Origin of the sequence: Pandoraea faecigallinarum (genome assembly GCF_001029105.3) — a bacterium.
Lineage (GTDB): Bacteria > Pseudomonadota > Gammaproteobacteria > Burkholderiales > Burkholderiaceae > Pandoraea > Pandoraea faecigallinarum.
In genome coordinates this window covers 1,485,210-1,507,042 of record NZ_CP011807.3, presented here as the reverse complement: position 1 = coordinate 1,507,042, position 21,833 = coordinate 1,485,210, and the positions used below count along the sequence as shown (strand labels likewise).

The 21,833-nt window shown below is 63.9% G+C and carries 20 protein-coding genes; 7 read left to right on the top strand and 13 right to left on the bottom strand.

Annotated features, from left to right (window positions below; genetic code table 11):
* Positions 1–343 precede the first annotated feature (343 nt).
* Positions 344–739, top strand: coding sequence for a transposase (locus tag AB870_RS06760; RefSeq protein ID WP_039399697.1), 396 nt, complete (start codon positions 344–346; stop codon positions 737–739).
* A 155-nt stretch (positions 740–894) separates the two neighbouring features.
* On the opposite strand, the gene AB870_RS06755 is transcribed toward AB870_RS06760, so the two are convergent.
* The 8 genes from AB870_RS06755 to AB870_RS06720 form a co-directional block, all read right to left on the bottom strand.
* The gene (locus tag AB870_RS06755; RefSeq protein WP_047907423.1) at positions 895–2,001 is read right to left on the bottom strand and encodes an NAD(P)/FAD-dependent oxidoreductase; all 1,107 of its coding nucleotides are present in this window, start codon (positions 1,999–2,001) and stop codon (positions 895–897) included.
* Between the two features lie 142 nt (positions 2,002–2,143).
* A complete protein-coding gene (locus AB870_RS06750) occupies positions 2,144–3,076 on the bottom strand; it encodes an electron transfer flavoprotein subunit alpha/FixB family protein (protein ID WP_047907310.1) in 933 nt (310 codons plus the stop codon).
* A 13-nt stretch (positions 3,077–3,089) separates the two neighbouring features.
* The gene (locus AB870_RS06745; RefSeq protein ID WP_047907422.1) at positions 3,090–3,839 is read right to left on the bottom strand and encodes an electron transfer flavoprotein subunit beta/FixA family protein; all 750 of its coding nucleotides are present in this window, start codon (positions 3,837–3,839) and stop codon (positions 3,090–3,092) included.
* A gap of 85 nt (positions 3,840–3,924) precedes the next feature.
* Entirely contained in the window at positions 3,925–5,154 is a 1,230-nt protein-coding gene (locus AB870_RS06740; RefSeq protein ID WP_047907421.1) for an MFS transporter, read from the bottom strand.
* Positions 5,155–5,216: 62 nt separating this feature from the next.
* Positions 5,217–6,095, bottom strand: coding sequence for an amidohydrolase family protein (locus AB870_RS06735; protein WP_047907420.1), 879 nt, complete (start codon positions 6,093–6,095; stop codon positions 5,217–5,219).
* A 13-nt stretch (positions 6,096–6,108) separates the two neighbouring features.
* On the bottom strand, positions 6,109–7,521 hold the full coding sequence (locus tag AB870_RS06730; protein WP_047907419.1) for an FAD-binding oxidoreductase: 1,413 nt from the start codon (positions 7,519–7,521) through the stop codon (positions 6,109–6,111).
* Between the two features lie 41 nt (positions 7,522–7,562).
* On the bottom strand, positions 7,563–8,294 hold the full coding sequence (locus AB870_RS06725; RefSeq protein WP_047907418.1) for a FadR/GntR family transcriptional regulator: 732 nt from the start codon (positions 8,292–8,294) through the stop codon (positions 7,563–7,565).
* 174 nt (positions 8,295–8,468) lie between these two features.
* Positions 8,469–8,768 carry an antibiotic biosynthesis monooxygenase family protein gene (locus AB870_RS06720; protein ID WP_047908896.1) on the bottom strand — a complete coding sequence of 100 codons (300 nt, stop codon included), beginning with the start codon at positions 8,766–8,768 and terminating at the stop codon, positions 8,469–8,471.
* A 386-nt stretch (positions 8,769–9,154) separates the two neighbouring features.
* Here AB870_RS06720 and AB870_RS06715 point away from each other — a divergent pair, with 386 nt between their 5' ends.
* Positions 9,155–10,357, top strand: coding sequence for an ammonium transporter (locus tag AB870_RS06715; RefSeq protein WP_047908895.1), 1,203 nt, complete (start codon positions 9,155–9,157; stop codon positions 10,355–10,357).
* A 137-nt stretch (positions 10,358–10,494) separates the two neighbouring features.
* On the opposite strand, the gene AB870_RS06710 is transcribed toward AB870_RS06715, so the two are convergent.
* A complete protein-coding gene (locus AB870_RS06710) occupies positions 10,495–10,836 on the bottom strand; it encodes an ArsR/SmtB family transcription factor (protein WP_047907417.1) in 342 nt (113 codons plus the stop codon).
* A 232-nt stretch (positions 10,837–11,068) separates the two neighbouring features.
* Between AB870_RS06710 and AB870_RS06705 the strand changes: the two genes are divergently transcribed.
* Together AB870_RS06705 and arsB are read left to right on the top strand one after the other, a co-directional pair.
* Positions 11,069–11,584 carry an arsenate reductase ArsC gene (locus AB870_RS06705; protein ID WP_047908894.1) on the top strand — a complete coding sequence of 172 codons (516 nt, stop codon included), beginning with the start codon at positions 11,069–11,071 and terminating at the stop codon, positions 11,582–11,584.
* A gap of 2 nt (positions 11,585–11,586) precedes the next feature.
* Positions 11,587–12,660, top strand: coding sequence for an ACR3 family arsenite efflux transporter (gene arsB, locus AB870_RS06700; RefSeq protein WP_047907416.1), 1,074 nt, complete (start codon positions 11,587–11,589; stop codon positions 12,658–12,660).
* A gap of 377 nt (positions 12,661–13,037) precedes the next feature.
* Here arsB and AB870_RS06695 read toward each other — a convergent pair whose 3' ends face one another.
* Entirely contained in the window at positions 13,038–14,663 is a 1,626-nt protein-coding gene (locus tag AB870_RS06695) for a hypothetical protein (protein ID WP_157112262.1), read from the bottom strand.
* 312 nt (positions 14,664–14,975) lie between these two features.
* Between AB870_RS06695 and AB870_RS06690 the strand changes: the two genes are divergently transcribed.
* On the top strand, positions 14,976–16,016 hold the full coding sequence (locus AB870_RS06690) for a flagellar brake protein (protein ID WP_047907414.1): 1,041 nt from the start codon (positions 14,976–14,978) through the stop codon (positions 16,014–16,016).
* Positions 16,016–16,810 (top strand): IclR family transcriptional regulator, encoded by a 795-nt coding sequence (locus AB870_RS06685; protein ID WP_047907413.1) that lies wholly within the window; start codon positions 16,016–16,018, stop codon positions 16,808–16,810. The genes AB870_RS06690 and AB870_RS06685 overlap by 1 nt, the downstream gene beginning before the upstream one ends.
* Positions 16,811–16,886: 76 nt before the next feature.
* On the opposite strand, the gene dmpG is transcribed toward AB870_RS06685, so the two are convergent.
* Both dmpG and AB870_RS06675 read right to left on the bottom strand, forming a co-directional pair.
* The gene (gene dmpG / locus AB870_RS06680; RefSeq protein WP_047907412.1) at positions 16,887–17,906 is read right to left on the bottom strand and encodes a 4-hydroxy-2-oxovalerate aldolase; all 1,020 of its coding nucleotides are present in this window, start codon (positions 17,904–17,906) and stop codon (positions 16,887–16,889) included.
* Positions 17,907–17,940: 34 nt separating this feature from the next.
* Positions 17,941–18,927, bottom strand: a complete 987-nt coding sequence (locus AB870_RS06675; RefSeq protein ID WP_174554716.1) for an acetaldehyde dehydrogenase (acetylating) — start codon at positions 18,925–18,927, stop codon at positions 17,941–17,943.
* 770 nt (positions 18,928–19,697) lie between these two features.
* On the opposite strand from AB870_RS06675, the gene pagP reads away from it, so the two are divergent.
* Positions 19,698–20,459, top strand: coding sequence for a lipid IV(A) palmitoyltransferase PagP (gene pagP / locus AB870_RS06670; RefSeq protein WP_167362683.1), 762 nt, complete (start codon positions 19,698–19,700; stop codon positions 20,457–20,459).
* Between the two features lie 8 nt (positions 20,460–20,467).
* On the opposite strand, the gene AB870_RS06665 is transcribed toward pagP, so the two are convergent.
* Positions 20,468–21,745, bottom strand: coding sequence for a sugar MFS transporter (locus AB870_RS06665; protein ID WP_047907411.1), 1,278 nt, complete (start codon positions 21,743–21,745; stop codon positions 20,468–20,470).
* Between the last annotated feature and the right edge of the window lie 88 nt (positions 21,746–21,833).

Sequence of the window (21,833 nt, the reverse complement as noted above, 5' to 3'; positions counted from 1 at the left end):
CAAACGATCCGGACAGACCCAAAGGCACGTATTCCTTTTCTCCTGACGCTTTTGCGATTGCCTATCCCAATTGCCACTCAGGAGCTGCGCCCACCTGCCAAGTGGGCGTTTTTTTGCTGGTCAAACGCTCCCTTCGCAGTGTGGTTCGACCCGAGCGCGGCGTTCTTCAAAAGAGAACCCGATGTCCTGGCATGCTTGTTGCTTGTATTTCCAGCATCGGGGATCGACGCCGCCTTGGCCGAGTTTTGACGATAAGCACGCACCAGATTGCACCGGACGTGCCGGATCGCGAAACCCGGACTCGCCCCCTGCGGCGCCTCCGTTTGTTTTGGGTCGAGGTGTTATGTTTAATGAACTGAGCGACGTTGAATGGCACGCCCTGCGTGATCTGATTTGCGACCGTCCGGTCCGTACGGAACGACGCGGCCGCCCTCAAGTCGAGCAGCGCACGCTGACCAATGCTGTCTTGTGGGTGCTGTTCACCGGTGAGAGCTGGTCCAAACTGCCCATGCAGTACCCTTCCGTGCCGACCTGCCGTCGCAAACTGAATGAATGGCGCGAATCGGGCATGCTCGATACGATCCTGAAACGCCTGCAACAATCGGGCCGCGATATCAGCGCCTGTGCAGGCCAGATCAGCAAACCGGCCCGCAGCACGCCGTGCGGCGACACCGATCGCCTGCGTGGTGTGTTCTGGACGAACCCGGCTTCGTGGAAGCCGCCGGTCGCTGTGCGTTGATGCCCCCGGCCCGCACGCCGGTCCGCGCCCTCTCGGGGGGTATTGCGGGGTTAGCCGGATAGCCGTTTGCAGAACGTCCATGCGCGAGATGTGACCGGGCGGTCCATCTCGCCATATTCGCCAGTCGCAACTCGCGCCATGCTTGATGTGTCGCGTCAGGAAAGCGCTGCGCTCACCGCCTCCGCAATCGCCAGCGACGCCGTCAGGCCGGGCGACTCGATACCGAACAGGTTCACGAGTCCCGCCACGCCATGCACCGCTGGTCCATCGATACGAAAATCGGCCGCCGGCTCGCCCGGAGCGCTGATCTTCGGCCTGATTCCCGCATAGCCCGGTTGCAATGCCCCGTGCGCGAGCGCCGGCCAGTACCGCCGCACTGCCGCGTAGAAACCGTCGGCGTCGGATGGATCGACCGTGTAATCGATCTCGTCGATCCACTGGACGTTCGGACCGAACCGCGCCTGCCCGCCCAGATCGAGCGTCAGATGCACCCCCAGCCCGCCCGGCTCGGGCACCGGATAGATGAGGTGCGTGAACGGCGCACGCTGCGCGCACGAGAAGTAGCTGCCCTTCGCGAAATACCGTGGCGGAATGTGTTCGGACGGCAGCCCCTCGAACCGGCGTGCGATGTCGACGGCATGAAGGCCTGCGCTATTGATCACGGTGTTGGCGAGCAGCATGGAGGTGACGCCCTGCGTCTCGACGTGCAGTTCGATGCCGCCACTGCCGCCAACATGGGCGCCCGTGACGCGCGCGTCGAACGCGAGCATGGCGCCGGCGTTCTCCGCATCGCCCTGCAACGCAAGCATGAGCCCGTGACTGTCCACGATGCCCGTCGACGGCGATAGCAACGCACCAAACGTGTGCAAATCCGGTTCGCGTCGCCTAACCTCGGCGGCACTGAGCCATTGAAGATCATCGACGCCGCTCGCACGTGCGTTGGCAGCGATAGCCTCAAGCTGGGCGAGCTGATGATCCGTGGTCGCAACGATCAACTTGCCGCACCGGCGATGCTCCACGCCATGCGTCTCGCAAAACGCATACAGACGGTGTTTGCCCTCGACACAAAGCTTCGCTTTGAGCGAGCCCGGCGGATAGTAGATGCCACCGTGAATGACTTCGCTGTTGCGCGAACTCGTACCGGTGCCGATGGCGCGCTCGGACTCCAGCACCACCACTTCACGCCCTGCCATCGCCATCGTTCGCGCAACGGCCAGTCCCACCACGCCCGCGCCGATCACGACGCAATCGACTTTGTCCATCGCTATTCCCCGTTTGCCATTCGAGAATGCCCGATTCGGATGAGGACGCGCACCGTTGCCAGCCGCCTCCCCATACGAATCGGCTGCGGGATCGGCTCCCGCAGCCTTGCTGCCTTGCGGTGTCGTTACCGCTTCGGCACGCTTACAGCGCGCCCGTGAGTTCCGGCACGACCGTGAACAGATCGCCCACCAGGCCGTAGTCCGCCACCGAGAAGATCGGCGCTTCCGGATCCTTGTTGATCGCCACGATCACCTTCGAATCCTTCATCCCAGCCAGGTGCTGGATCGCACCCGAGATCCCCACCGCCACGTACAGTTGCGGCGCCACGATCTTGCCCGTCTGCCCGACCTGATAGTCGTTCGGCACGTAACCCGCATCGACCGCCGCACGCGATGCGCCCAGCGCCGCGCCCAGCTTGTCCGCCAGCGGCTCGAGCACCTTCGTGTAGTTCTCGCCGCTGCCCAGTCCCCGCCCGCCCGAGACGATGATCTTCGCCGAGGTCAGCTCCGGACGGTCGAGCTTCGTCACCTCACGGCCCACGAACTGCGACACCCCCGCGTCCGGCGTGGCCGCCACACTTTCCACCGCCGCACTGCCGCCCGTGGCCGCTGCCGGATCGAAACCCGTCGAGCGCACCGTGATGACCTTCACCTTGTCCGAGCTTTGCACCGTGGCAATCGCGTTGCCCGCGTAGATCGGACGCTCGAACGTGTCCGCGCTCTCGACCTTCGTGATGTCCGAGATCTGCGCCACGTCCAGCAGCGCCGCCACGCGCGGCGCGATGTTCTTGCCGTACGCCGTGGCCGGCGCGAGGATGTGCGAGTAAGCGCCCGCAATCGACACCACCTCGTCGGCAATGTTCTCCGCGAGGCCTTCCCCGAAGTAAGCCGCCTCGGCCAGCAGCACCTTCTTCACACCGGCAATTTGCGCCGCCGCTTGCGCCGCTTCCTTCGCGTTGCTGCCCGCGACCAGCACGTGCACGTCCTCGCCGCATTGCAGCGCCGCCGTCACCGTATTGAGGGTCGCCGCCTTGAGGGCCTGGTTGTCGTGTTCCGCAATGACAAGAATGCTCATCTCGCCGTCTCCCTTAAATGACCTTCGCTTCGGTCTTGAGCTTTTCGACGAGCGTTGCCACGTCCGCCACCTTCACACCCGCGCTGCGCTTGGGCGGCTCGGCCACCTTCAGCGTCTTCAGGCGCGGGCTCACGTCAACGCCCAGATCCGCAGGCTTGACGCTCTCCAGCGGCTTCTTCTTCGCCTTCATGATGTTGGGCAGCGTCACGTAACGCGGCTCGTTCAGACGCAGATCCGTCGTGATCACCGCCGGCAGCGACAGCGACACGGTCTCCAGACCGCCGTCCACCTCGCGCGTGACCTGCGCACGGTTGCCGGCAATCGTCACCTTCGAGGCGAACGTCGCCTGCGGCAGCTTCGCCAGCGCCGCGAGCATCTGACCGGTTTGATTCGAATCGTCGTCGATGGCCTGTTTGCCAAGAATCACCAGTTGCGGCTGCTCCTTCTCGACAATGGCCTTGAGCAGCTTGGCCACCGCCAGCGGCTGCAACTCGTCGTCCGACTCGATGAGGATCGCGCGATCCGCCCCGATTGCCAGCGCCGTGCGCAGCGTCTCCTGCGACTGCGCCACACCCGCCGACACCGCGATCACTTCCGTCGCAATGCCCGCCTCCTTGAGCCGCACCGCCTCTTCCACCGCGATTTCGTCGAACGGATTCATCGACATCTTCACGTTCGCAATGTCCACACCCGTGCCATCGCTCTTCACGCGAACCTTTACGTTGTAATCCACCACCCGTTTGACCGGTACCAGGATCTTCATGCGGAACTCCTTGACTCAAAAAACCGGGCGGCCTGCCGTCACTCCGGCATGCGCCGCCCTCGAATATACGAACCGGCTTGCGACCTTACTCGATTTCCCGCCCTTTCGTCTCGGGCAACATGAAAGCGGTAACCAAGACAACGAGATAGGCGCCGCCGGCAAACATGCCGATCGCGGTGCCCAGGCCACTCGTCTTGGCCAGATAGCCGACCAGACTCGGGAACAGGGCTCCGATGCCGCGTCCGAAGTTATACGCGAAGCCCTGCGCGTTCGCACGCACCGCCGAGGGAAACAGCTCCGTGAGGTACGCCCCCATGCCGCTGAAAATGCCCGAAGCCGCGAAGCCCAACGGGAAGCCGAGGATCAGCATCTGATCGTTGCTCAACTGGATCTGCGTGTACACGTAGATGCTCGCCCCCGAGAGCACGGCGAAAACCAGCAGGTTCGCGCGGCGTCCCAGACGGTCTGTCAGATACGCGCCCGTCAGGTAGCCGATGAACGATCCCAGAATGATGACGAGCAGGTAGCCGCCGGTGCCGATCACCGACAGGTGCCGCTCCGTCTTCAGGAACGTTGGCAGCCAGGTCGTCACGGCATAGTACCCGCCCTGCACGCCCGTGCACAGCAGCGCCGCGAGTGCGGTGGTCTTGATGAGCGAGGGCGAGAAAATCGCCCATGCCGACGTGCGTTTCGCTGCGGACTCCTCGCGTTTGCGCGTGCGTTCGAACAGTTCCGGCTCCGGCACGTTCTTTCGGATGAAGAGCACGAACAGCGCCGGAATCACGCCGATCCAGAACAGCACGCGCCAGGCATAGGCTTCGGGCAGGAGCGAGAACGACGCCGTGTAGCACAGCGCCGCCACCGCCCAGCCGATGGCCCAGCCGCTTTGCACCGTGCCCACGGCGCGTCCGCGATACTCGGTGCGCACGATCTCCCCCATGAGCACCGAACCGACGGCCCACTCACCGCCGAAGCCCAGTCCTTGCAGCGCCCGGAGGATGAAAATCTGCTCGAAGTTCTGCGCGAAGCCGATGAGCACCGTGCACACGGAGAACCACAAAATCGTGACCTGAAGGATGCGCACACGCCCGAAGCGGTCGGCCAGCACCCCCGCAAGCCACCCACCGATAGCGGAGAACAGCAGCGTCACGGTCGCCAGCATGCCGGCCTGTCCCTTGTCGATGCTGAACACGGTGATCAGTGTCGAAATCACAAACGTGAACACCATGAAATCGAGCGCATCCAGCGCCCATCCGCCGAACGCGGCGACAAACGTATGCCGCTCGGTCTTGTTCATCTGGCGATACCAATTCATCTTGTCTCCTCCTGTACCTCTGGAACTACGAGAGCGCGCGACGCGCCCGGATCGGGTGAAATTCAGAACCCATACAGGCGCGCCGGGTTGTCCACCAGAATGCGGCGGCGCATATCGGCGTCCGGCGCCCACTGCGGCAGCAGATTGCGCAGCGCGCCGGTGTTCGGCATGCGCGTGAGCGAGACATGCGGCCAGTCGCTGCCCCACACCATGCGATCGGGAGCGTCTTCGATCAGCGCCTGTGCGAACGGCGTGACATCGTCGAACGCCGGAAACCGTTCGCTGATGCGATAGGCGCCCGAGAGCTTGACCCAGTAGCCGTGATCGCGCACGAGCGAGCGAAGCGCGGAGAAGCCCGGCGAATCGAGTCCTTGCGCTACGGGCGTGTGCCCCATGTGATCGACGATGCCCGGCACGGGCAACGACGTCATGCGCGGCATCAATTCGGGCAAGGTATTCACGTCCATCAGAAACTGCATGTGCCAGCCCAGATCCTTGATGCGATGTGCGAGCGTTTCCATTGCGGCAAAGCCGATGCCGCCGCCGAACAGAACGTTGATGCGCAGCCCCCGAACGCCCGCCGCGTGCATCGCTTCGAGTTGCGCGTCGGTCACATCTGGCGATACGACGGCAATGCCGCGCAGCCGATCCGGGTGACGGCGCAGCGTCTCGAGCATGTAGCGGTTGTCTGTGCCGTACACGCTGATTTGCACCAGCACGCCGTAGGTCATGCCCGTGGCGTCGAGCATCGCGAGGTATTTGTCCTCAGGCGCGGGCGGCGGCGTATAGCTGCGCTCGGGCACCATCGGGTAGGCCTCGCTGGCGGCGACCACGTGAGCATGCGTGTCGACAGCGCCGAACGGCACGTCGAACGTGGGCGGATCGATCTCCGGCAGCGGCCCGAGACACAGCGGCGCGCCAGAGGTGGAACTTGCGGACATGTCGACTCCTCAGTTAGATCAGTTTCCCAGGGTTCATGATGCCGGCCGGGTCGAACACGGCCTTGATCTCGCGCATCAGACGCAACTCCAGCGGTGACTTGTACTTTACGAAGTAGTCCCGCTTGAGTTGACCAATGCCATGCTCGGCGCTGATGCTGCCGCCGAAACGCGCCACTTCGTCGAGCACTTCGGCCGTGATCGCTTCGCCCTGCCGGGCCATGAAATCGGCCGGCGCGCCTGCCGGACGCGACAGGTTGTAGTGCAGATTGCCGTCGCCGAAATGGCCGAAGATGAATGGGCGCACCTGCGGACACACGCCTCGTACGCGCGCTTCGGCGCTCGTCATGAACGCCGGAATCGATTCGATCGGCAGCGAGATGTCGTGCTTCAGATGCGGACCGTCGGCACGTTGCGCCTCGGAAATTTCCTCTCGAAGCTTCCACATCTCCTCGACCTGGGCCAGCGTGGACGACACCACGGCGTCCGCACACAGATCGCGCTCGATAGCCGTCTCGATCACGCGTTCGAGCAACGCCCCCAGCGCCTGCTCGTCGGCCGTATCGGCCAGTTCGACCAGCACGTAACCGGGATGACGCTCGCCGAACGGCGCGCGTACGCCGGGCACATGGGCCATGACCAGATCGACGCACTCGCCCGTGAAGAATTCGAATGCCTGCATGCGCGGGCCGCACTCGGCGAACAGCAGTTCGTAGAGTTCCAGCGCCTGACGCGGCGACGTGACCGCCGCAATCACGACCTGGCGCACCGGCGTGGGCGCATACAGGCGCAGCGCCGCCGCCGTGATGACGCCCAGCGTGCCCTCCGAGCCGATGAGCAACTGCTTGAGGTCGTAACCGGTATTGTCCTTGCGCAGTGTACGCAGGCCGTGGAGGATCTCGCCGTTCGGCAGCACGGCTTCCACTCCCAGCACGAGTTCGCGCGTCATGCCATAGCGCACGACGTTCACGCCGCCGGCGTTCGTGGCGAGATTGCCACCGAGTTGACACGAACCCTCGGCCGCCAGACTGAGCGGCAGCAGGCGGTTCGCGTCACGCGCCGTACGTTGCAGGTCTTCGAGAATGCAGCCGGCTTCGGCCACCAGCGTGTTGGCGATGGTGTCCAGACTGCGCACGGCGTTCATGCGATCGAGGCTCAACACCACGTTGTGCGCCGACTTGTCGGGCGTGGCGCCGCCGCACAGCCCCGTGTTGCCGCCGCGCGGCACGACGGGCGTGGCGGTGCTCTGGCACAGCGCGAGGATCCGCGCGACATCCTCCGTCGAGCGCGGACGCACGACGGCCTGCGCGCAGCCGCGATACATGCCGCGCCAGTCGGCGAGCCAGGGCGCAATGTCGTCTGCGCAAGTGAGAACGCTGTCGGCGCCGACGGCATCGATGAGACGTTGAGCGAAAGCAGTGAGGGTCATGGCGGTACGCGTCGGGGACGTCGGGGAAACGGGGTGGGATGTCAGGCACGCGTCGGCGCAATGGCGCCGGTGATGATGTCGCGTCCGGGCAAGGTCAGCCCGAGCCGGGCCGACGCGCGCAGCAGATGCGAGAGTGCCGCCGCCTTGGCAAGCAGCGGATCGCGCGCCTTGATCGCATTGAAGACGGCGACGTGCTCCTGATGCACCTGCGCCGCCAGACCTTCATGGCGCAACGTATTCGTACGTGCGGCCTGCACGACCTGCCGGATTTGCAGGTTCAGGTATTGCAGCAAGTCCGCGTAATAGCGGTTGTGCGTGGCGCGCGCAATGGCGGCGTGAAAAGCGGTGTCGAACTCGACACCGTTCTCGGGGTGATACAGGTTCGTTTCGAGCCCGGCCAGAATGTCTTCGAGTCGCCGGATGTCTTCGTCCGTGTGGCGCACGGCGGCCAGTGCGGCGGCGGTGCTCTCCAGATCCAGACGAAGTTCGTAGACGCTGGCGAGATCTGCCGCGTCCTGTCCGACCGGCACCTGAAAGCCGCTTTGCGGCGTGCGTGCCTTCACCGTTACCCCCGCGCCCTGCCGGCTGTCGATCATTCCCTGCGCGCGCAGGCGTTCGGTGACCTCGCGAATCACCGCGGAACTCACACCGTACGTTTCGGCAAGCTGCTTGCCGGTCGGCAACTTCGTGCCGACGGGATAGACGCCCTGCCGGATCGCGTCGAGCAACTGTTGCGCGACCTGTTCGGTCAGGGTCTTGGGCCTGGTCGTCATGCGCTTACGGAGTCTCGTGCTTTTCTGGTTTGCATGTTATCTGAAAACTTTTCGTAACTGATATCGTGTTAACCCTTATTTCCCGTCGCACAAAACAGAAGCGGCGAGGGAGGCTCGTCCCGTCGCCGCCTATTGATTCAACCGAGATCCGCGCGCACGCGATGCGCGCCATGTTCAGAAGCCGATCAAAGCTTCCGTCACGTGACCGACATTCGGCGGTGCCGCGAAGCACTCGCTTACCAGCGCGCGCCATTGCTGGAAGGCATCCGAATTGCGGAAGTGCACGGTGTGATCTTCGAGCGTTTCCCAGGTCACGACAAGACTGTAGTGTGCCGGCTGCTCGATGGACTTGAGCAGACGCATGCCGTGGCAGCCCTTCGAGCCCTTGAACAGCGGCGCCGCCTTGACGACACCTTGTTCGAATTCGGCTTCCTTGCCGGGCTTCACTTCGATCTGGGCGATTTCAAAAATCATGGTTTTCCTCAGTGATGGATTCGTGATGATGCGCATGCCGATGAACGCCTGATTCTATACCGCACATTCGTGGGATGCACCGCGTGAGCCAGGCCGATCGCTGTCGATTCCTATCGATTCCTGTCAGGCCCGATCCCTGCCCGGCCGCCCCATGGCTTCGGCCCGTCCGGGCGCCGGGCACATGGCTGTCCCGGCGCACATGCACGCACTTGCGTGCACGCGGATCACCCACGCCGCTTGGTTGCAGCACCACGAACGTGCAACATGCTCCACGCAAAGATGGATCGACAGGTAAAACTCCTATGCAAATCAAGGCGATGATGATCTCTGGCATCGGTCTTGCATGTGGTCATCTCTCCTCACGTTTGCACCAAAAGAGCACATTCATGCCCAATTCCAATACACCCGGCGACGTGCTGTTCCTGCTGCTCGGCGCGATCCTTGTGCTGGCCATGCACGCCGGTTTTGCGTTCCTCGAACTAGGCACCGTCCGCAAGAAAAATCAGGTCAATGCGCTGGTCAAGATCCTGACGGACTTTGCCGTCTCGGGACTTGCGTACTTCTTCATCGGTTATCCGCTCGCGTACGGCGTCGATTTCTGGTCGAGTGCGGCCGTGCTGTCCGAGCACAACGGTTATGCGCTGATCAAGTTCTTTTTTCTGCTGACGTTTGCGGCGGCGATTCCGGCCATCGTGTCCGGCGGGATTGCGGAACGTGCCCGGTTCCACCCGCAGTCGGTGGCGACGTTCTTCCTCGTGGGCGTGATCTATCCGTTCTTCGAAGGCATTGCGTGGAACGGGCATCTCGGCATTCAGGACTGGCTCACGCGAGCGCTCGGTGCTCCGTTCCACGATTTCGCCGGGTCGGTGGTCGTACATGCCGTGGGCGGATGGATCGGACTCGCCGCCGTGCTGCATCTGGGTGCGCGGCGCGGGCGCTATAACGGTCAGGGTCAGGTAGCCGCGCATCCACCGTCGTCGATTCCGTTTCTGGCGCTCGGCGCGTGGATACTGATCGTCGGCTGGTTCGGCTTTAACGTGATGAGCGCCCAGCGTGTGGGCGGCATTTCGGGGTTGGTGGCGGTGAACTCGTTGATGGCGATGGTCGGCGGCACACTGGTGGCGATGTGGGTCGGCAAGGACGATCCGGGCTTCATCCACAACGGCCCGCTGGCGGGCCTCGTCGCAGTCTGCGCCGGCTCGGACGTCATGCATCCGCTCGGTGCGCTGGTCGTGGGGGCGATGGCGGGCGGCCTGTTCGTGTGGCTCTTTACCGTGACCCAGAACCGGCTGCGCATCGACGACGTCCTTGGCGTGTGGCCGCTTCACGGCGTGTGCGGCGTCTGGGGCGGTCTGGCAGCGGGCATCTTCGGTCAGACGTGGCTCGGCGGGCTGGGCGGCGTGAGCTTCGTCGCGCAGTTGACCGGCACGCTGATGGGCGTGGCGATCGCCTTTGCCGGCGGCTACATCGTCTACGGGGTCATCAAACGCGTGAGCGGATTGCGGCTGGACGACGAGCAGGAGTACTACGGCGCCGATCTCTCGATCCATAAGATCACGGCGACGCCGGAGCGCGAGACGAACTGGTGATGAAGGTGAATCATCGAAGGTGGCCGGCACGGGCGAAGGGCTCCGCTGGCGTGCCTTGGCAAATCAGGCGGCCATCTTGTTCGTGCTCGTACCTGAATGGATGTGGGAATGGGGGGATGTAGGGACAGGCAGCGAGGTCAGGCTGCAACCGTCTTCGGTTTGCACTTGACCGCTTTCTTCGGCGTGCAGGCCTCGGCACCCTGACAGCAATTCTCCGTCAGGAAGTCGATGAGACTGTTCATGTGGTCAATTGCCGGTGCGTAATAGATGAATCGCCCCTCCTGGCGCGCAGTGACAAGGCCGGAGTGAGTCAATTCCTTCAAATGGAAGGACAACGTAGCGCTCGCGAGACCGAGGGCTTCCTGAATCACACCAACGCTGAGCCCGTCCGGCGCGGCCGTGACGAGCAGGCGAAAAACCGCGAGGCGGGTGGGCTGCGCCAAGGCGGCAAGCGCTTTGACTGCGTCGTTTTCCTTCATGGTGCTTGGTCGCAATGGTTAAGCAACTATTCTAAGCCTATCGAGATGGATGTGGCGCGTGAGCAGCCATTCCTCACCTGTGAGGCGTGTATCCCACAATCCCACCTTGGGGATCTGGTGTTCAGTCAGCCCTATACCCTGCTGTCCGAACGGCGCTTGTCGGGCATCAACATTTCTATTATATTGGAAATGTCGATTTAACTCGACCATGCCCGTCAAGCGGAGAATTTTCGTGACCGAACAACGCAAATACAACGTCCTCTTCCTGTGCACGCACAACTCGGCGCGCTCGATTCTGGCAGAGGCCGCGTTGAACGCACTGGCCGGCGACAGATTCGCCGCCTACAGTGCTGGCAGCCATCCCGGGACGGCACCGAATCCGCTCGGCATCGAGTTGCTGCGCTCGCGGGAGATCTCGGTTGAAGGGCTGCGCAGCAAGAGCTGGGACGAATTTGCGGTCGACGGCGCACCGCGCATCGACTTCATCGTCACCGTTTGTGACGACGCCGCCGGGGAGGTCTGCCCGATTTGGCCCGGTCATCCGGCCAAGGCGCACTGGGGTGTGCCCGACCCGTCGCAGGTCGACGGTACCGAAGAGGAAAAGCGCCGGGCTTTTCTAGATACCTTCGTACGACTAAAAAAGCGCATCGAATTGTTCACCCGGCTGTCGCTCGATAAGCTCGACCGTATGGCGGTTCAGAAGGAAATGCAGAACATCGGCACGTCGCTACGCGAGAAAGGGGAGTGAAGATGTCGGACAGTCAAACCGTCGATACGCCGTCGGAGAAACCCGCCGGGGGTATCGGGTTCTTTGAGCGATACCTGTCCGTGTGGGTCGCCTTGTGCATCGTTGCAGGTATCGGGCTCGGCAAACTGATGCCAGGTGCCGTGCAGTCGATTTCCGCACTTGAGGTCGCACACGTCAACCTGCCCGTGGGCATCCTCATCTGGGTGATGATTATCCCGATGCTCCTGCGAATCGACTTTGCTTCGCTGGGCAAGGTTCGCAGTCAGGTCAGGGGCATTGGCGTCACGCTCGTCATCAACTGGGCGGTGAAACCGTTCACGATGGCGTTCCTCGCCTGGGTGTTCGTGCGGCACGTGTTCGCGTCGATGTTGCCTGCTGACCAGTTGGACAGCTACGTTGCCGGCCTGATTCTTCTGGCCGCTGCGCCGTGTACCGCCATGGTGTTCGTATGGAGCCAACTGACGAAGGGTGACCCGTATTTCACGCTCTCGCAGGTAGCGCTAAACGACGTGATTATGGTTTTCGCGTTTGCGCCGGTTGTCGGCTTGCTGCTGGGCATCTCGAACATTGCGGTTCCCTGGGACACGCTTCTGACATCGGTGGTGCTTTACATCATCATCCCGGTCATCATTGCGCAGTACCTTCGCAAGGTGCTGTTGGCAAATGGAGACGCTGGTTTCCAGCGCGCACTCGCGAAGATTGGTCCGTTTTCCATTGCTGCGCTGTTGCTTACGCTGGTGCTGCTCTTTGCCTTCCAAGGTGAGCAAATCATTGAGCAGCCAGGCGTTATCGTGCTTCTCGCCGTGCCCATCCTGATTCAGGTCATCATCAACGCTACGCTGGCTTATCTGGCCAACCGCAAGCTTGGTGTCGCGCACGAGGTTGCCGCGCCGTCCTGCTTGATCGCTGCCTCGAACTTCTTCGAACTGGCAGTGGCGACAGCGATTAGCCTGTTTGGCCTTAAGTCCGGAGCTGCTCTGGCTACCGTCGTGGGTGTTCTGATCGAGGTGCCGCTCATGCTCGCCGTCGTGAAGGTGGTGAACGCCTCCCGGCAATGGTATCGACACCGGTCCTAGCACCGCCCGTCAGGCCGCAAATGCGCGGCTCACACAGGAACCCGGCGGGAAGATGGGTGGTGCACCGCGATGTCGCGGTGCACCGTGACATGGGGACGACAGGCGGTCACTGGCTCCGCGCGGCGCTCTGCATCTGCCTGCGTTCGGTCTCGCTCAGCTCGCGCCACAGGGCCGGATCGACCTTGCCGCTCATACCGATAATCTGCACCGGACTCGACGCGTCGTACCGATAGCTCGCGCCATAGCGCGGCGCGCCGCCTTCCGGTGAAAACAGAACGTGAGTCGGCTTGAAAGTTACCGTCCGTTCATGGCAAATGCATGACAGTTGGCACTGCCGGATATCGAAACCCGTGCGCGGGCAGCCGCCGCTGTCGCGCTCAGATCCAGGTCGACTGGAGGTCCACGGATGTCGCATCGGTATCGGCGCTTGCCTCGCCGGGGGCCGCACCCAGCACGCGTTCGAGCAACGCCGCGCTCCAGTGCTGATACATCAGCAACAGGCGATACGACACGCGCGCCGGTGTTGCGCCATCGCTGCGCCACGCGTCGCCAATCCAGCGTTGCCCCCACGGATTTTCTGCGGGATCCAGACTGAGGTAGTTCAGCCCATCGACACACGACGCGTGACACGAGAGGTCGAACTCGTCGCACACCACGGCAATCTGGCTGGCCGTCAACGACCGGTGAGAAGCGAGCAGGCACTCGCATAGGGTGCGATGGGACGCGATTTTTGCCAGCAGCGGCGTATCGCAATGGCGAGCGAGCTGCGTCACGTGTGCCACACGTTCGAGTATCTTCGCGACGTCTTGCGCCGGCACGAGCGCCAATCTTGCGTAGAGCGCTTCCCACCGGTGCGCGAGGCGGTCCGCGTCATGTGCGAACGCCTCGTTGCGCGCCCACGTGCCGAGCAGGCTCGTCACGGCGCGGCACGAATCGAGCATCAGTCCGGCGACACGCAGAATGCCGCGGTATCCGTCGAACGTCGTCGAAGCCTCCGAGAACCACGACGGCATCCACAACCCCAGGCGCGCCGGCGGCACGGCGGAGTTGGCGAACGTGAACAGCGTCGCGACGTCGCGCGAGTGCGTCAGCCGGCCCAGCGTGCCGCGCCATGACGAGGTGTCCGCCGCCGACGGCAGCATCACGCACGCCTCCAGCAACCGGCAGCCCGCATCCATGCGTTTGAGCACTTCGTCCACGGCGTGGTGCCGGATAAGCGTCGGTGAGCCCAGCGACTGCGTCAGCAGCCCCTTGAGCCCTTCGAAGCCCAGCAGCGTCCAGTCGGCCCACGCAATGCCGAAGGGCGTATTGACCGCGGCCATGTCGTGAACGCGATCGTGCTCGGTGTCTGCGGTGCCTTCGCTCGCGTGATGGAAATACGCGGCAACGATGCCCAGCAGCGATAGGTTGCCGACGAGCGACATCGCGTCGCGCGCTGCGCGAAAGTGCCATCCCCGGCGGCCGGTCGCGGCAATTGTCTCCAGCCAGGACGCCACCTCGGCGCAAATCCGCTCGACGCAAAGATCAGAGGTATCGGGCACATCGGGAGCATCGGGTGTATTGGACGCTTCCTGCACATCGTGCGCATTCTGCCGCGAAGCTGCCCGCGCTGCGCAAGTGGGTGCCAACATCGCCGCCGCTGCCGTCCGCCCCTGCGCCAGACGCGCATCCCGCGCATGCGCCAGTTCGAACTCATTCCGATAGAAGTGCTGGCAGGACCCGGTCGTCACCCACAGTTGCGCCCACGCAGCGGCAAACGCGCGCGCGAGCTCCGGCGCCACGCGACGCGTTGCCGATGCCCGCGCCACGCCATTGCGCTGCGCATTGCTCAGGGAATTCGATACGTGCGCCAGCCGGGTGCCCAGATCGCAGCGTTCGGCACGCCGGTACGCTGCCGCCTCGCGCATGCCAGCCAATTCGACGGCAACATCCGGACGGTCCCTCACGCCCATCCCCCAGTCCGGTCCCCAGCCGCTTGCGCCTGCACACTGTTGGTACCACATTGCATCCCCCTGCCAGAACGTCGCCGGGCTCGCCGGCAAACCGTCGACTATAGGCAAGCGGCATACCACGCGCGGCGTCCTTTCGGGCGGATACGCGCGCGAGCGGCCATGCGCCGGCATGCGCGCACGCGCGACGGCCCCCGGCCACCGCGCCCCAGCAAGTGCCCACTTACGCAGCTTGCGCAATGCCGGCACGCCGCATGATCGCGTCCCCTCTCGCCAAGTGCCAACGCGTCGCGGTAGACTTTCGCCACATCTGACGTCTGCGGGCGTCTCAGGCGCTCCGGCGAGCGCCCACTTCGCTCAATCGTTATGTCTGCCAATACACCTGCTCAACCACCCGCTGCGCCCTCTGCACCCCCTGCCCTCTCTGCACATTCGGCACCCGCGCCGGGGCTTCCGCTTGTCGCGCTCGCGCCCGAAGAGATTCCGCTGGGCGAAGCGCTGCCCTGGGCCATCGTCGACCGAAACGGCGAGCCACTGCTGAGCGCAGGTGACATCGTCCCGACGCAGGCCGGACGCGACTGGCTATTCACGTCGTTCACCCCGCATCGCGTCGCCAGTCTTGGGGAAGACAACGTCGTGGCGACCGGTGCCCACGCGTCGACGCAAGCGCCCACTGACACCGCCACCGCAGCCACCACAAATGCGGCATCGCCGCAGTATGGACTCACCGACCTGAATCTGCGCCCCGGCGACTGGCTGCAAATTCAGTTGCCGCCCGGCGCGGGTTCGCAGCGCGTGCGCACGCGCGTGATCGGTCATGCGCCGAATCAGATGCTGTTCGTCACGGCCCCGGCCGGGCGCGCCGCGCCCCCTACCCTGCGAGCGAGCGAACGGCTCGAACTGTGGACGTTCTCGGGCGAAGACATCTTTCACTTCGTCTGCACGGTCGAGCGTGTCGAGCGCGTGCCGTTCGATTACGCCGTGCTGTCGGCACCGGCGCAGATTCGCCGCAAAGTACTGCGCCGCTCCCAGCGTGTGCCGGCAAAGCTGGTTGTCTCGGTCGGCAGGAACAGCACGGGAAGCGAAGCCGATGGGCAAGACGCGAACAGCGCCGCCGGCGCCGGGCAAGCGCGCCATCTGGCGTTGTTGCAGGATGTCAGCGCAGAGGGCGTCTCGCTGCTCGCCGACACGCCGCTCGGCGCACCCGGCGACAGCGTGCATCTGGCCTTTCGCGTGCGTGTTGGCGGCATCGACATGCCCATCGAAGCCATGGGCACGATTCGCGGTGTGCAACAAGGCGACGACGGACACTTGCACGGCATAGAACTGCCCGTGCTCGAACCGTCGCATTACGTGGCGCTCAAGTGCTATGTCTATGAGCGGCTGCTTGCGCTCGGGAGTGCCTGATGGCCAGAACGAAAGCCCCCGACGCCGAGCGCCCGCGCGCGCTCGCCAGTCAGACACTGTTTCGCGGGCTCGACATCGTGGAGGCGGTCGCCGCCGGCATCGACACGGTGCCCGCGCTTTCCGCACACACGGGGATCACGCCGTCGACCACGCACCGCATCGCATCCGCGCTCGTTCACGCCGGCTATCTGCGCTTCGAGCCGCGTCGCGGCTACCGGCTCGGCAACAAGCTCATCGAACTCGGCTTTCTTGCCTATCGCCAGATCGATCTGCCGCGCGTCGCGCGCCCAACCTTGGAAATGCTCGCCAGCGAAACGCAGGACACAGTGCATCTGGCTGTCGCCGACGGCTGGGAGGTCATGTATCTCGACAAACTGCCAGGGCAACGCGCCGTGGAAATCAGCTCGCGTATCGGCGGGCGCAAACCGATTTGTGTGACAGGCGTCGGCAAGGCACTGTTGCTCGATCAGGATGAAACGCAATGGCGGGCGCAGCTTGAGCACTATCGGGCGCAGGCGCCCTCGCACCCGGTCGACGATGCGGCATGGCTCGCACGCATGCACGACTACGCGCGCCACGGATACGCACTGGATCTGGAAGACGACACGCCGCAGATCCGCTGCGTGGCCGCGCCGGTCTACGACGCGAGTCAGCGCATCGTCGCCGCCATCAGCGTGTCGAGCACGACCAAGTACATGAGCCGCGAGCGCATGCAGGAACTGGTGCCGAGCGTGAAGCAGGCGGCGGCCCGGATCAGCCGTCAGCTCGGCTGGTCGGGCAACTCGCGTGAATGAAAAAAACCGGCCCGTCTGACGATGGGCCGGTGCCGTTGCGGCGATGCCCGCAACGCTCGCGATGAATCGCGATGGATTATGCGGCGCGACGTTTGAGCAGGTCGAGCGCCACGTCCACGATCATGTCTTCCTGACCGCCCACCATGCGACGCTGGCCCAGTTCCACGAGAATGTCCACCGTCTTCAGGTCGTAACGCGCTGCCGCCGCTTCCGCGTGGCGCAGGAAGCTCGAATACACCCCGGCGTAACCGAGCGCCAGCGTCTCGCGGTCCACGCGCACGGCGCGATCCTGCAACGGACGCACGATGTCGTCGGCCGCGTCCATCAGCGTGTACAGATCGCAGCCGTGGTTCCAGCCCAGTCGCGACGCCGCCGCGATGAACACTTCCAGCGGCGCATTGCCGGCGCCGGCGCCCATGCCCGCGAGGCTGGCGTCGATACGGTCGCACCCTTCTTCCACCGCAACGATGGAGTTCGCCACACCGAGGCTCAGGTTGTGGTGAGCATGCATGCCGGTCAGCGTCTCGGGTTTGAGCACGTCCTTGAACGCGCGGAACCGCTCACGCACGTCGTTCATGCCCAGCGCACCGCCCGAGTCGACCACGTAGATGCACTCGGCACCGTACGACTCCATCAGCTTGGCCTGCTCGGCCAGATGCTGCGGCGTGGTCATGTGGCTCATCATCAAGAAGCCCACGGTGTCCATGCCCAGCTCACGGGCATACGCAATGTGCTGGCGTGAGACGTCGGCTTCCGTGCAGTGCGTGGCGATACGCACTACGCGCGCGCCGGCGTCATAGGCTTCGCGCAGGTCGTGCACCGTGCCCACGCCCGGCAGCAGCAGCGTCGCGACCTTCGCATGCGTGACCGTCTCGGCGACCGCAGCGATCCATTCGAGATCGGTATGCGCGCCAAAACCGTAGTTGAAGCTGGACCCGGCGAGACCGTCGCCATGCGCCACTTCGATGGAATCGACTTTCGCCTTGTCGAGCGCCGCGGCAATCGCCTTCACGTTGGCGATGCTGTACTGGTGACGAATCGCGTGGCTGCCGTCGCGCAGCGTCACGTCGGAGATATAGAGCTTTTTCTGCGTCATGATGAGGTGTGTCTCCTGTTAGCGCGTGCGACGTTCAGGCCGCAAGCGCCAGACGGGTGGCGGCGATACGGTCGGCACAGGCCAGCGCGGCGCTGGTCATGATGTCGAGGTTGCCCGCGTAGGCCGGCAGGTAGTGCGCGGCGCCCTCCACTTCGAGGAACACCGAGGTCTTCAGCCCCGTGAGCTTGCCCAGCCCCGGCACGTTGAGCGGACGCGACGCGTCGAACAACTCGAACTGCACCTTTTGCTTGAGACGATAGCCCGGCACGTAAGCGTGCACCTTCTCGACCATGGCCTGAATGCTCGCTTCGATCGCAGCCTGATCGCCCGGCTCCGACAGCACGAAAACCGTATCGCGCATGATCAGCGGCGGCTCCGCCGGATTGAGCACGATGATCGCCTTGCCGCGCGATGCGCCGCCCAGCACCTCGATGGCCTTGGACGTCGTTTCCGTGAATTCGTCGATGTTGGCGCGCGTGCCCGGGCCGGCCGACTTGCTCGAAATCGACGCGACGATCTCGGCGTAGTGCACCTTGGCCACCTGCGAGATGGCCGCAACCATCGGAATCGTGGCCTGACCGCCGCACGTCACCATGTTGATATTGCGCGCGTCGAGATGCGCGTCGAGGTTGATCGACGGGATCACGTACGGGCCGATGGCCGCCGGCGTCAGGTCGATCACCTGCACGCCGCGCGCTTGCAGCATTTCGTTGTGATGCGCGTGCGCTTTTGCCGACGTCGCGTCGAAAGCGATGCGAATGTCTTCGAAGCCGGGCATGGCCAGCAGGCCGTCGATGCCACCTGCCGTCACTGGCACGCCCAAGCGCTCGGCGCGCGCCAGACCGTCCGAGGCGGGGTCGATACCGACCATCGCGCCCATTTCCAGATGCTCGCTGTTGCGCATCACCTTGATCATCAGGTCGGTGCCGATGTTGCCCGAGCCAATGATCGCCACTTTCTGTTTGCGTCGTTCCGTCACTGTCGTCTCCTGAACGTGTCCGTCCACCGGTATGAGGCGCATCGTAATTCCGCGACAGCTTAAATGTCAATATGTAAACATTGATCTCATATATTGAGATTTTAAAAATCGCCGCTTTATCCACATTTTTTGTTCACAAGCCCGTTGATAACTTGCGGAAAAGCATCGCAAGTCACTGATCCGGCAGGCAAGATTTCCCGCGCGCGAAAGTTGTGCCGAGTGCTGCAAAACAAGGCGGGGCGCGGGTTTGCAAGTCCCTTCGTTATCCACAGAATCTGTTTGCAAGCCAGTGGACAACTCGCGGATAGCTATCTCAAGTGCTTGATCGGAAGGGGAAAAGATGTCGCGCGCATTTGCTGCGCCACGAGGGCGTACTGGGGGCGTACTTGGGGCGTACTGAGGGATTGGTAAGGCGGACTCATGGCCGCGCGCGTGTGGATGCCACCGGGCGGCCCGCGCGTTTGTCGTGGCGCATATTTATCCACAGAAAATGTTCACAACCCGGTGAATAACGCGTCGATATCCTCGGTATGTCGTTGACGCGAAAGGACTTCATTGTCGCGCAGCCGCTACGGTCAATGCGCGCTTCCGGAAGCATGCGTGGGGGCATGCTTCGAGGTAACACGCAAAACGCCCCGCCGCACGAACTTTTTCGCACGCCCCTCGGTCTAGTAGACGCTCTTTGATTACCATGCAGACGGCGCCGCCGGCGTAGCCTGTCGCCGGCGCATTTGGGGCATGGATATCTCATGAGCACGCACGCTGTCGGCACTCGCGCTCGACACGTTTCTTGCAACGCCACTGACGCCACCATGACTACGACCCCCCAGTTCACCGGGCGGCTCGCGCCATCGATTTCACTCGCATCGCCGGCCATACCCTCTCGTCGCCGCCCTGCCGGAATACCTGACGCACAATTCGCCCCCATCGGTCCCATCGCTCCCTTCGGTCCCATCGACCGCATTACGCCGAACGGCCGCATCGCGCGCATCATGCACAGCGCTCGCTTCGCGCTGATGTCCGCCGTGGGCGCGCTGACAATGCTGTCGCCTGTCGGCGCACAGGCGAACGACGCCCCCGGTGTCGTCTCCGCGTGGGCGGGCGCGGTTGCGGACGAGTTTCGCGATATCGCCACGCAAGGCGCGAGCGATCTTTACGTGCCGCTGCACACGCATCACCTGCGATTCGTGTACACGAGCAAAAAGATCTCGCAATTCAACGAAAACCCGTGGGGCCTCGGATACGGACGCGTACTGTCCGATGGCAGGAATGGCTCGCGCATGCTGTACGCGATGGCGTTCAAGGATTCGCACAACGACTGGTCGCCAATGGCGGGCTACGGACGCATCTGGAATATGGCGAACGCCGGCCCCGTGCGCTTCGGCCTCGGCTATACGGTCTTCCTGATGTCCCGCTCCGACACGCTCGGCGGTGTGCCCTTCCCCGCCGCGCTACCGTTGGCCGAAATCGGGCTGGGACGGGCGGCCGTCGCCACCGCCTACGTGCCCGGCGGCAAGGGCAACGGCAACGTGCTTTTCATCTTCGGGCGCTACACGTTCGGCAATCCGGGCTGATGCGCGGCCTAGGTCTTGCCCGGGGTCGCATGCGTTGCCTCGGACTCGGGCATAGTGCGCGCACACCATGCGCCGAACCCGGCGATATAGCAGTACGCCCCTGCCGGCACGAGAAACGACAGCACGATGCCCAGTCCGTCCGCCAACGCGCCTTGCAGATAAGGCAGCACCGCACCGCCCACGATCGCCATACAGATGAGCCCGCCGCCTTCGCTCACCCGTGCGCCGAGGCCTCCCACCGAGAGCGAGAAAATCGTTGGAAACATGATCGCGTTGCCCAGACCGCAAGCCAGCAATAACCACATGGCGAGAGATGCCGGTAGCGCCAGAGACGCGAGAAGCAACAACACGTTGTACAACGCACACAGGCTCAGCATCCGGCCCGGCGACACCTTGCGCAGCAGCCACGCCCCGATGAATCGCCCCACCATCGCCCCACCCCAGTAGAAGGCCAGATAGCGGCTCGCGTGCGCATGCCCGGCGATGCCCGTAGCCGTCTGCGTCAGATAGACGATCAGAAAACTTCCGATACTCACTTCCGCGCCAACATAAAGAAATAGCGCCACGATGCCGTAACGCAATGGACGGTGCGCCAACAGGCTGCGGACGTTGCCGAGCATTCCGTGCGGCGACGCATCGCCTGCGCGTTGCTCGGGCAGCGTGAGGCGCCACAGGACAGCACCGCCGAGCACCAGTACCGCGGCGATCAACCCGTAAGGCCCCCGCACCGAGTCGACGGCATGCGCACCGCCCGGCGTCGCCGACGTTACGTGCGGCGCCAGAATCCAGAGCGCCGCGAGCGGCGGCCCGACGGTGGTGCCGAGCGAGTTGAAAGCCTGCACCAGTGTGAGACGGCTGGCCGCCGCGCCGCGCGTGCCGAGCGTCTCGACATAGGCGTTGACCGAGACCTGAAGCAACGTAATGCCGCTCGCCAGCACGAATAGCGCCGCGAGAAAGCACGGGTAGGACACAAGCGCCGCCGCCGGGAAAAACAGCGCACAGCCCAGGCCCGCGAGCCAGAGCGAACTCGCCAGGGCACGCCGGTAACCGACCCGGGCGGTGTACTGGCCCGCGGGGAACGACACGACGAAATAGGCGGCGAAGAAGCTCGACTGGATGAGCGCCGCGTCGCGGTACGTCAGATCGAAGGCGGCCTTGAAGTGAGGCACCAGAATGTCGTTCAGCGACGTGATGAGCCCCATCGCGAAAAAAAGCGTCGCCAGCATCGCGAGTACGCGATTAGCGGAAGGCTCGGGGGGCGACGGGGCATCGTGCGGGGAAGCCATGGAGGGGCTGGAGGAACTGGAGGAACTGGAGGAATTGGAGGAAGCCGCGACGCGAGCGGAAGCCGGGGAAGTGGAGGAAGCAGGAGAA

Coding starts and splice junctions, on each gene's coding strand:
- AB870_RS06760 (WP_039399697.1), top strand. CDS start 344: ATGTTTAATGAACTGAGCGACGTTGAATGGCACGCCCTGCGTGATCTG.
- AB870_RS06755 (WP_047907423.1), bottom strand. CDS start 2,001: ATGGACAAAGTCGATTGCGTCGTGATCGGCGCGGGCGTGGTGGGACTG.
- AB870_RS06750 (WP_047907310.1), bottom strand. CDS start 3,076: ATGAGCATTCTTGTCATTGCGGAACACGACAACCAGGCCCTCAAGGCG.
- AB870_RS06745 (WP_047907422.1), bottom strand. CDS start 3,839: ATGAAGATCCTGGTACCGGTCAAACGGGTGGTGGATTACAACGTAAAG.
- AB870_RS06740 (WP_047907421.1), bottom strand. CDS start 5,154: ATGAATTGGTATCGCCAGATGAACAAGACCGAGCGGCATACGTTTGTC.
- AB870_RS06735 (WP_047907420.1), bottom strand. CDS start 6,095: ATGTCCGCAAGTTCCACCTCTGGCGCGCCGCTGTGTCTCGGGCCGCTG.
- AB870_RS06730 (WP_047907419.1), bottom strand. CDS start 7,521: ATGACCCTCACTGCTTTCGCTCAACGTCTCATCGATGCCGTCGGCGCC.
- AB870_RS06725 (WP_047907418.1), bottom strand. CDS start 8,294: ATGACGACCAGGCCCAAGACCCTGACCGAACAGGTCGCGCAACAGTTG.
- AB870_RS06720 (WP_047908896.1), bottom strand. CDS start 8,768: ATGATTTTTGAAATCGCCCAGATCGAAGTGAAGCCCGGCAAGGAAGCC.
- AB870_RS06715 (WP_047908895.1), top strand. CDS start 9,155: ATGCCCAATTCCAATACACCCGGCGACGTGCTGTTCCTGCTGCTCGGC.
- AB870_RS06710 (WP_047907417.1), bottom strand. CDS start 10,836: ATGAAGGAAAACGACGCAGTCAAAGCGCTTGCCGCCTTGGCGCAGCCC.
- arsB (WP_047907416.1), top strand. CDS start 11,587: ATGTCGGACAGTCAAACCGTCGATACGCCGTCGGAGAAACCCGCCGGG.
- AB870_RS06695 (WP_157112262.1), bottom strand. CDS start 14,663: ATGTGGTACCAACAGTGTGCAGGCGCAAGCGGCTGGGGACCGGACTGG.
- AB870_RS06690 (WP_047907414.1), top strand. CDS start 14,976: ATGTCTGCCAATACACCTGCTCAACCACCCGCTGCGCCCTCTGCACCC.
- AB870_RS06685 (WP_047907413.1), top strand. CDS start 16,016: ATGGCCAGAACGAAAGCCCCCGACGCCGAGCGCCCGCGCGCGCTCGCC.
- dmpG (WP_047907412.1), bottom strand. CDS start 17,906: ATGACGCAGAAAAAGCTCTATATCTCCGACGTGACGCTGCGCGACGGC.
- AB870_RS06675 (WP_174554716.1), bottom strand. CDS start 18,927: ATGCGCCTCATACCGGTGGACGGACACGTTCAGGAGACGACAGTGACG.
- pagP (WP_167362683.1), top strand. CDS start 19,698: ATGACTACGACCCCCCAGTTCACCGGGCGGCTCGCGCCATCGATTTCA.
- AB870_RS06665 (WP_047907411.1), bottom strand. CDS start 21,745: ATGGCTTCCCCGCACGATGCCCCGTCGCCCCCCGAGCCTTCCGCTAAT.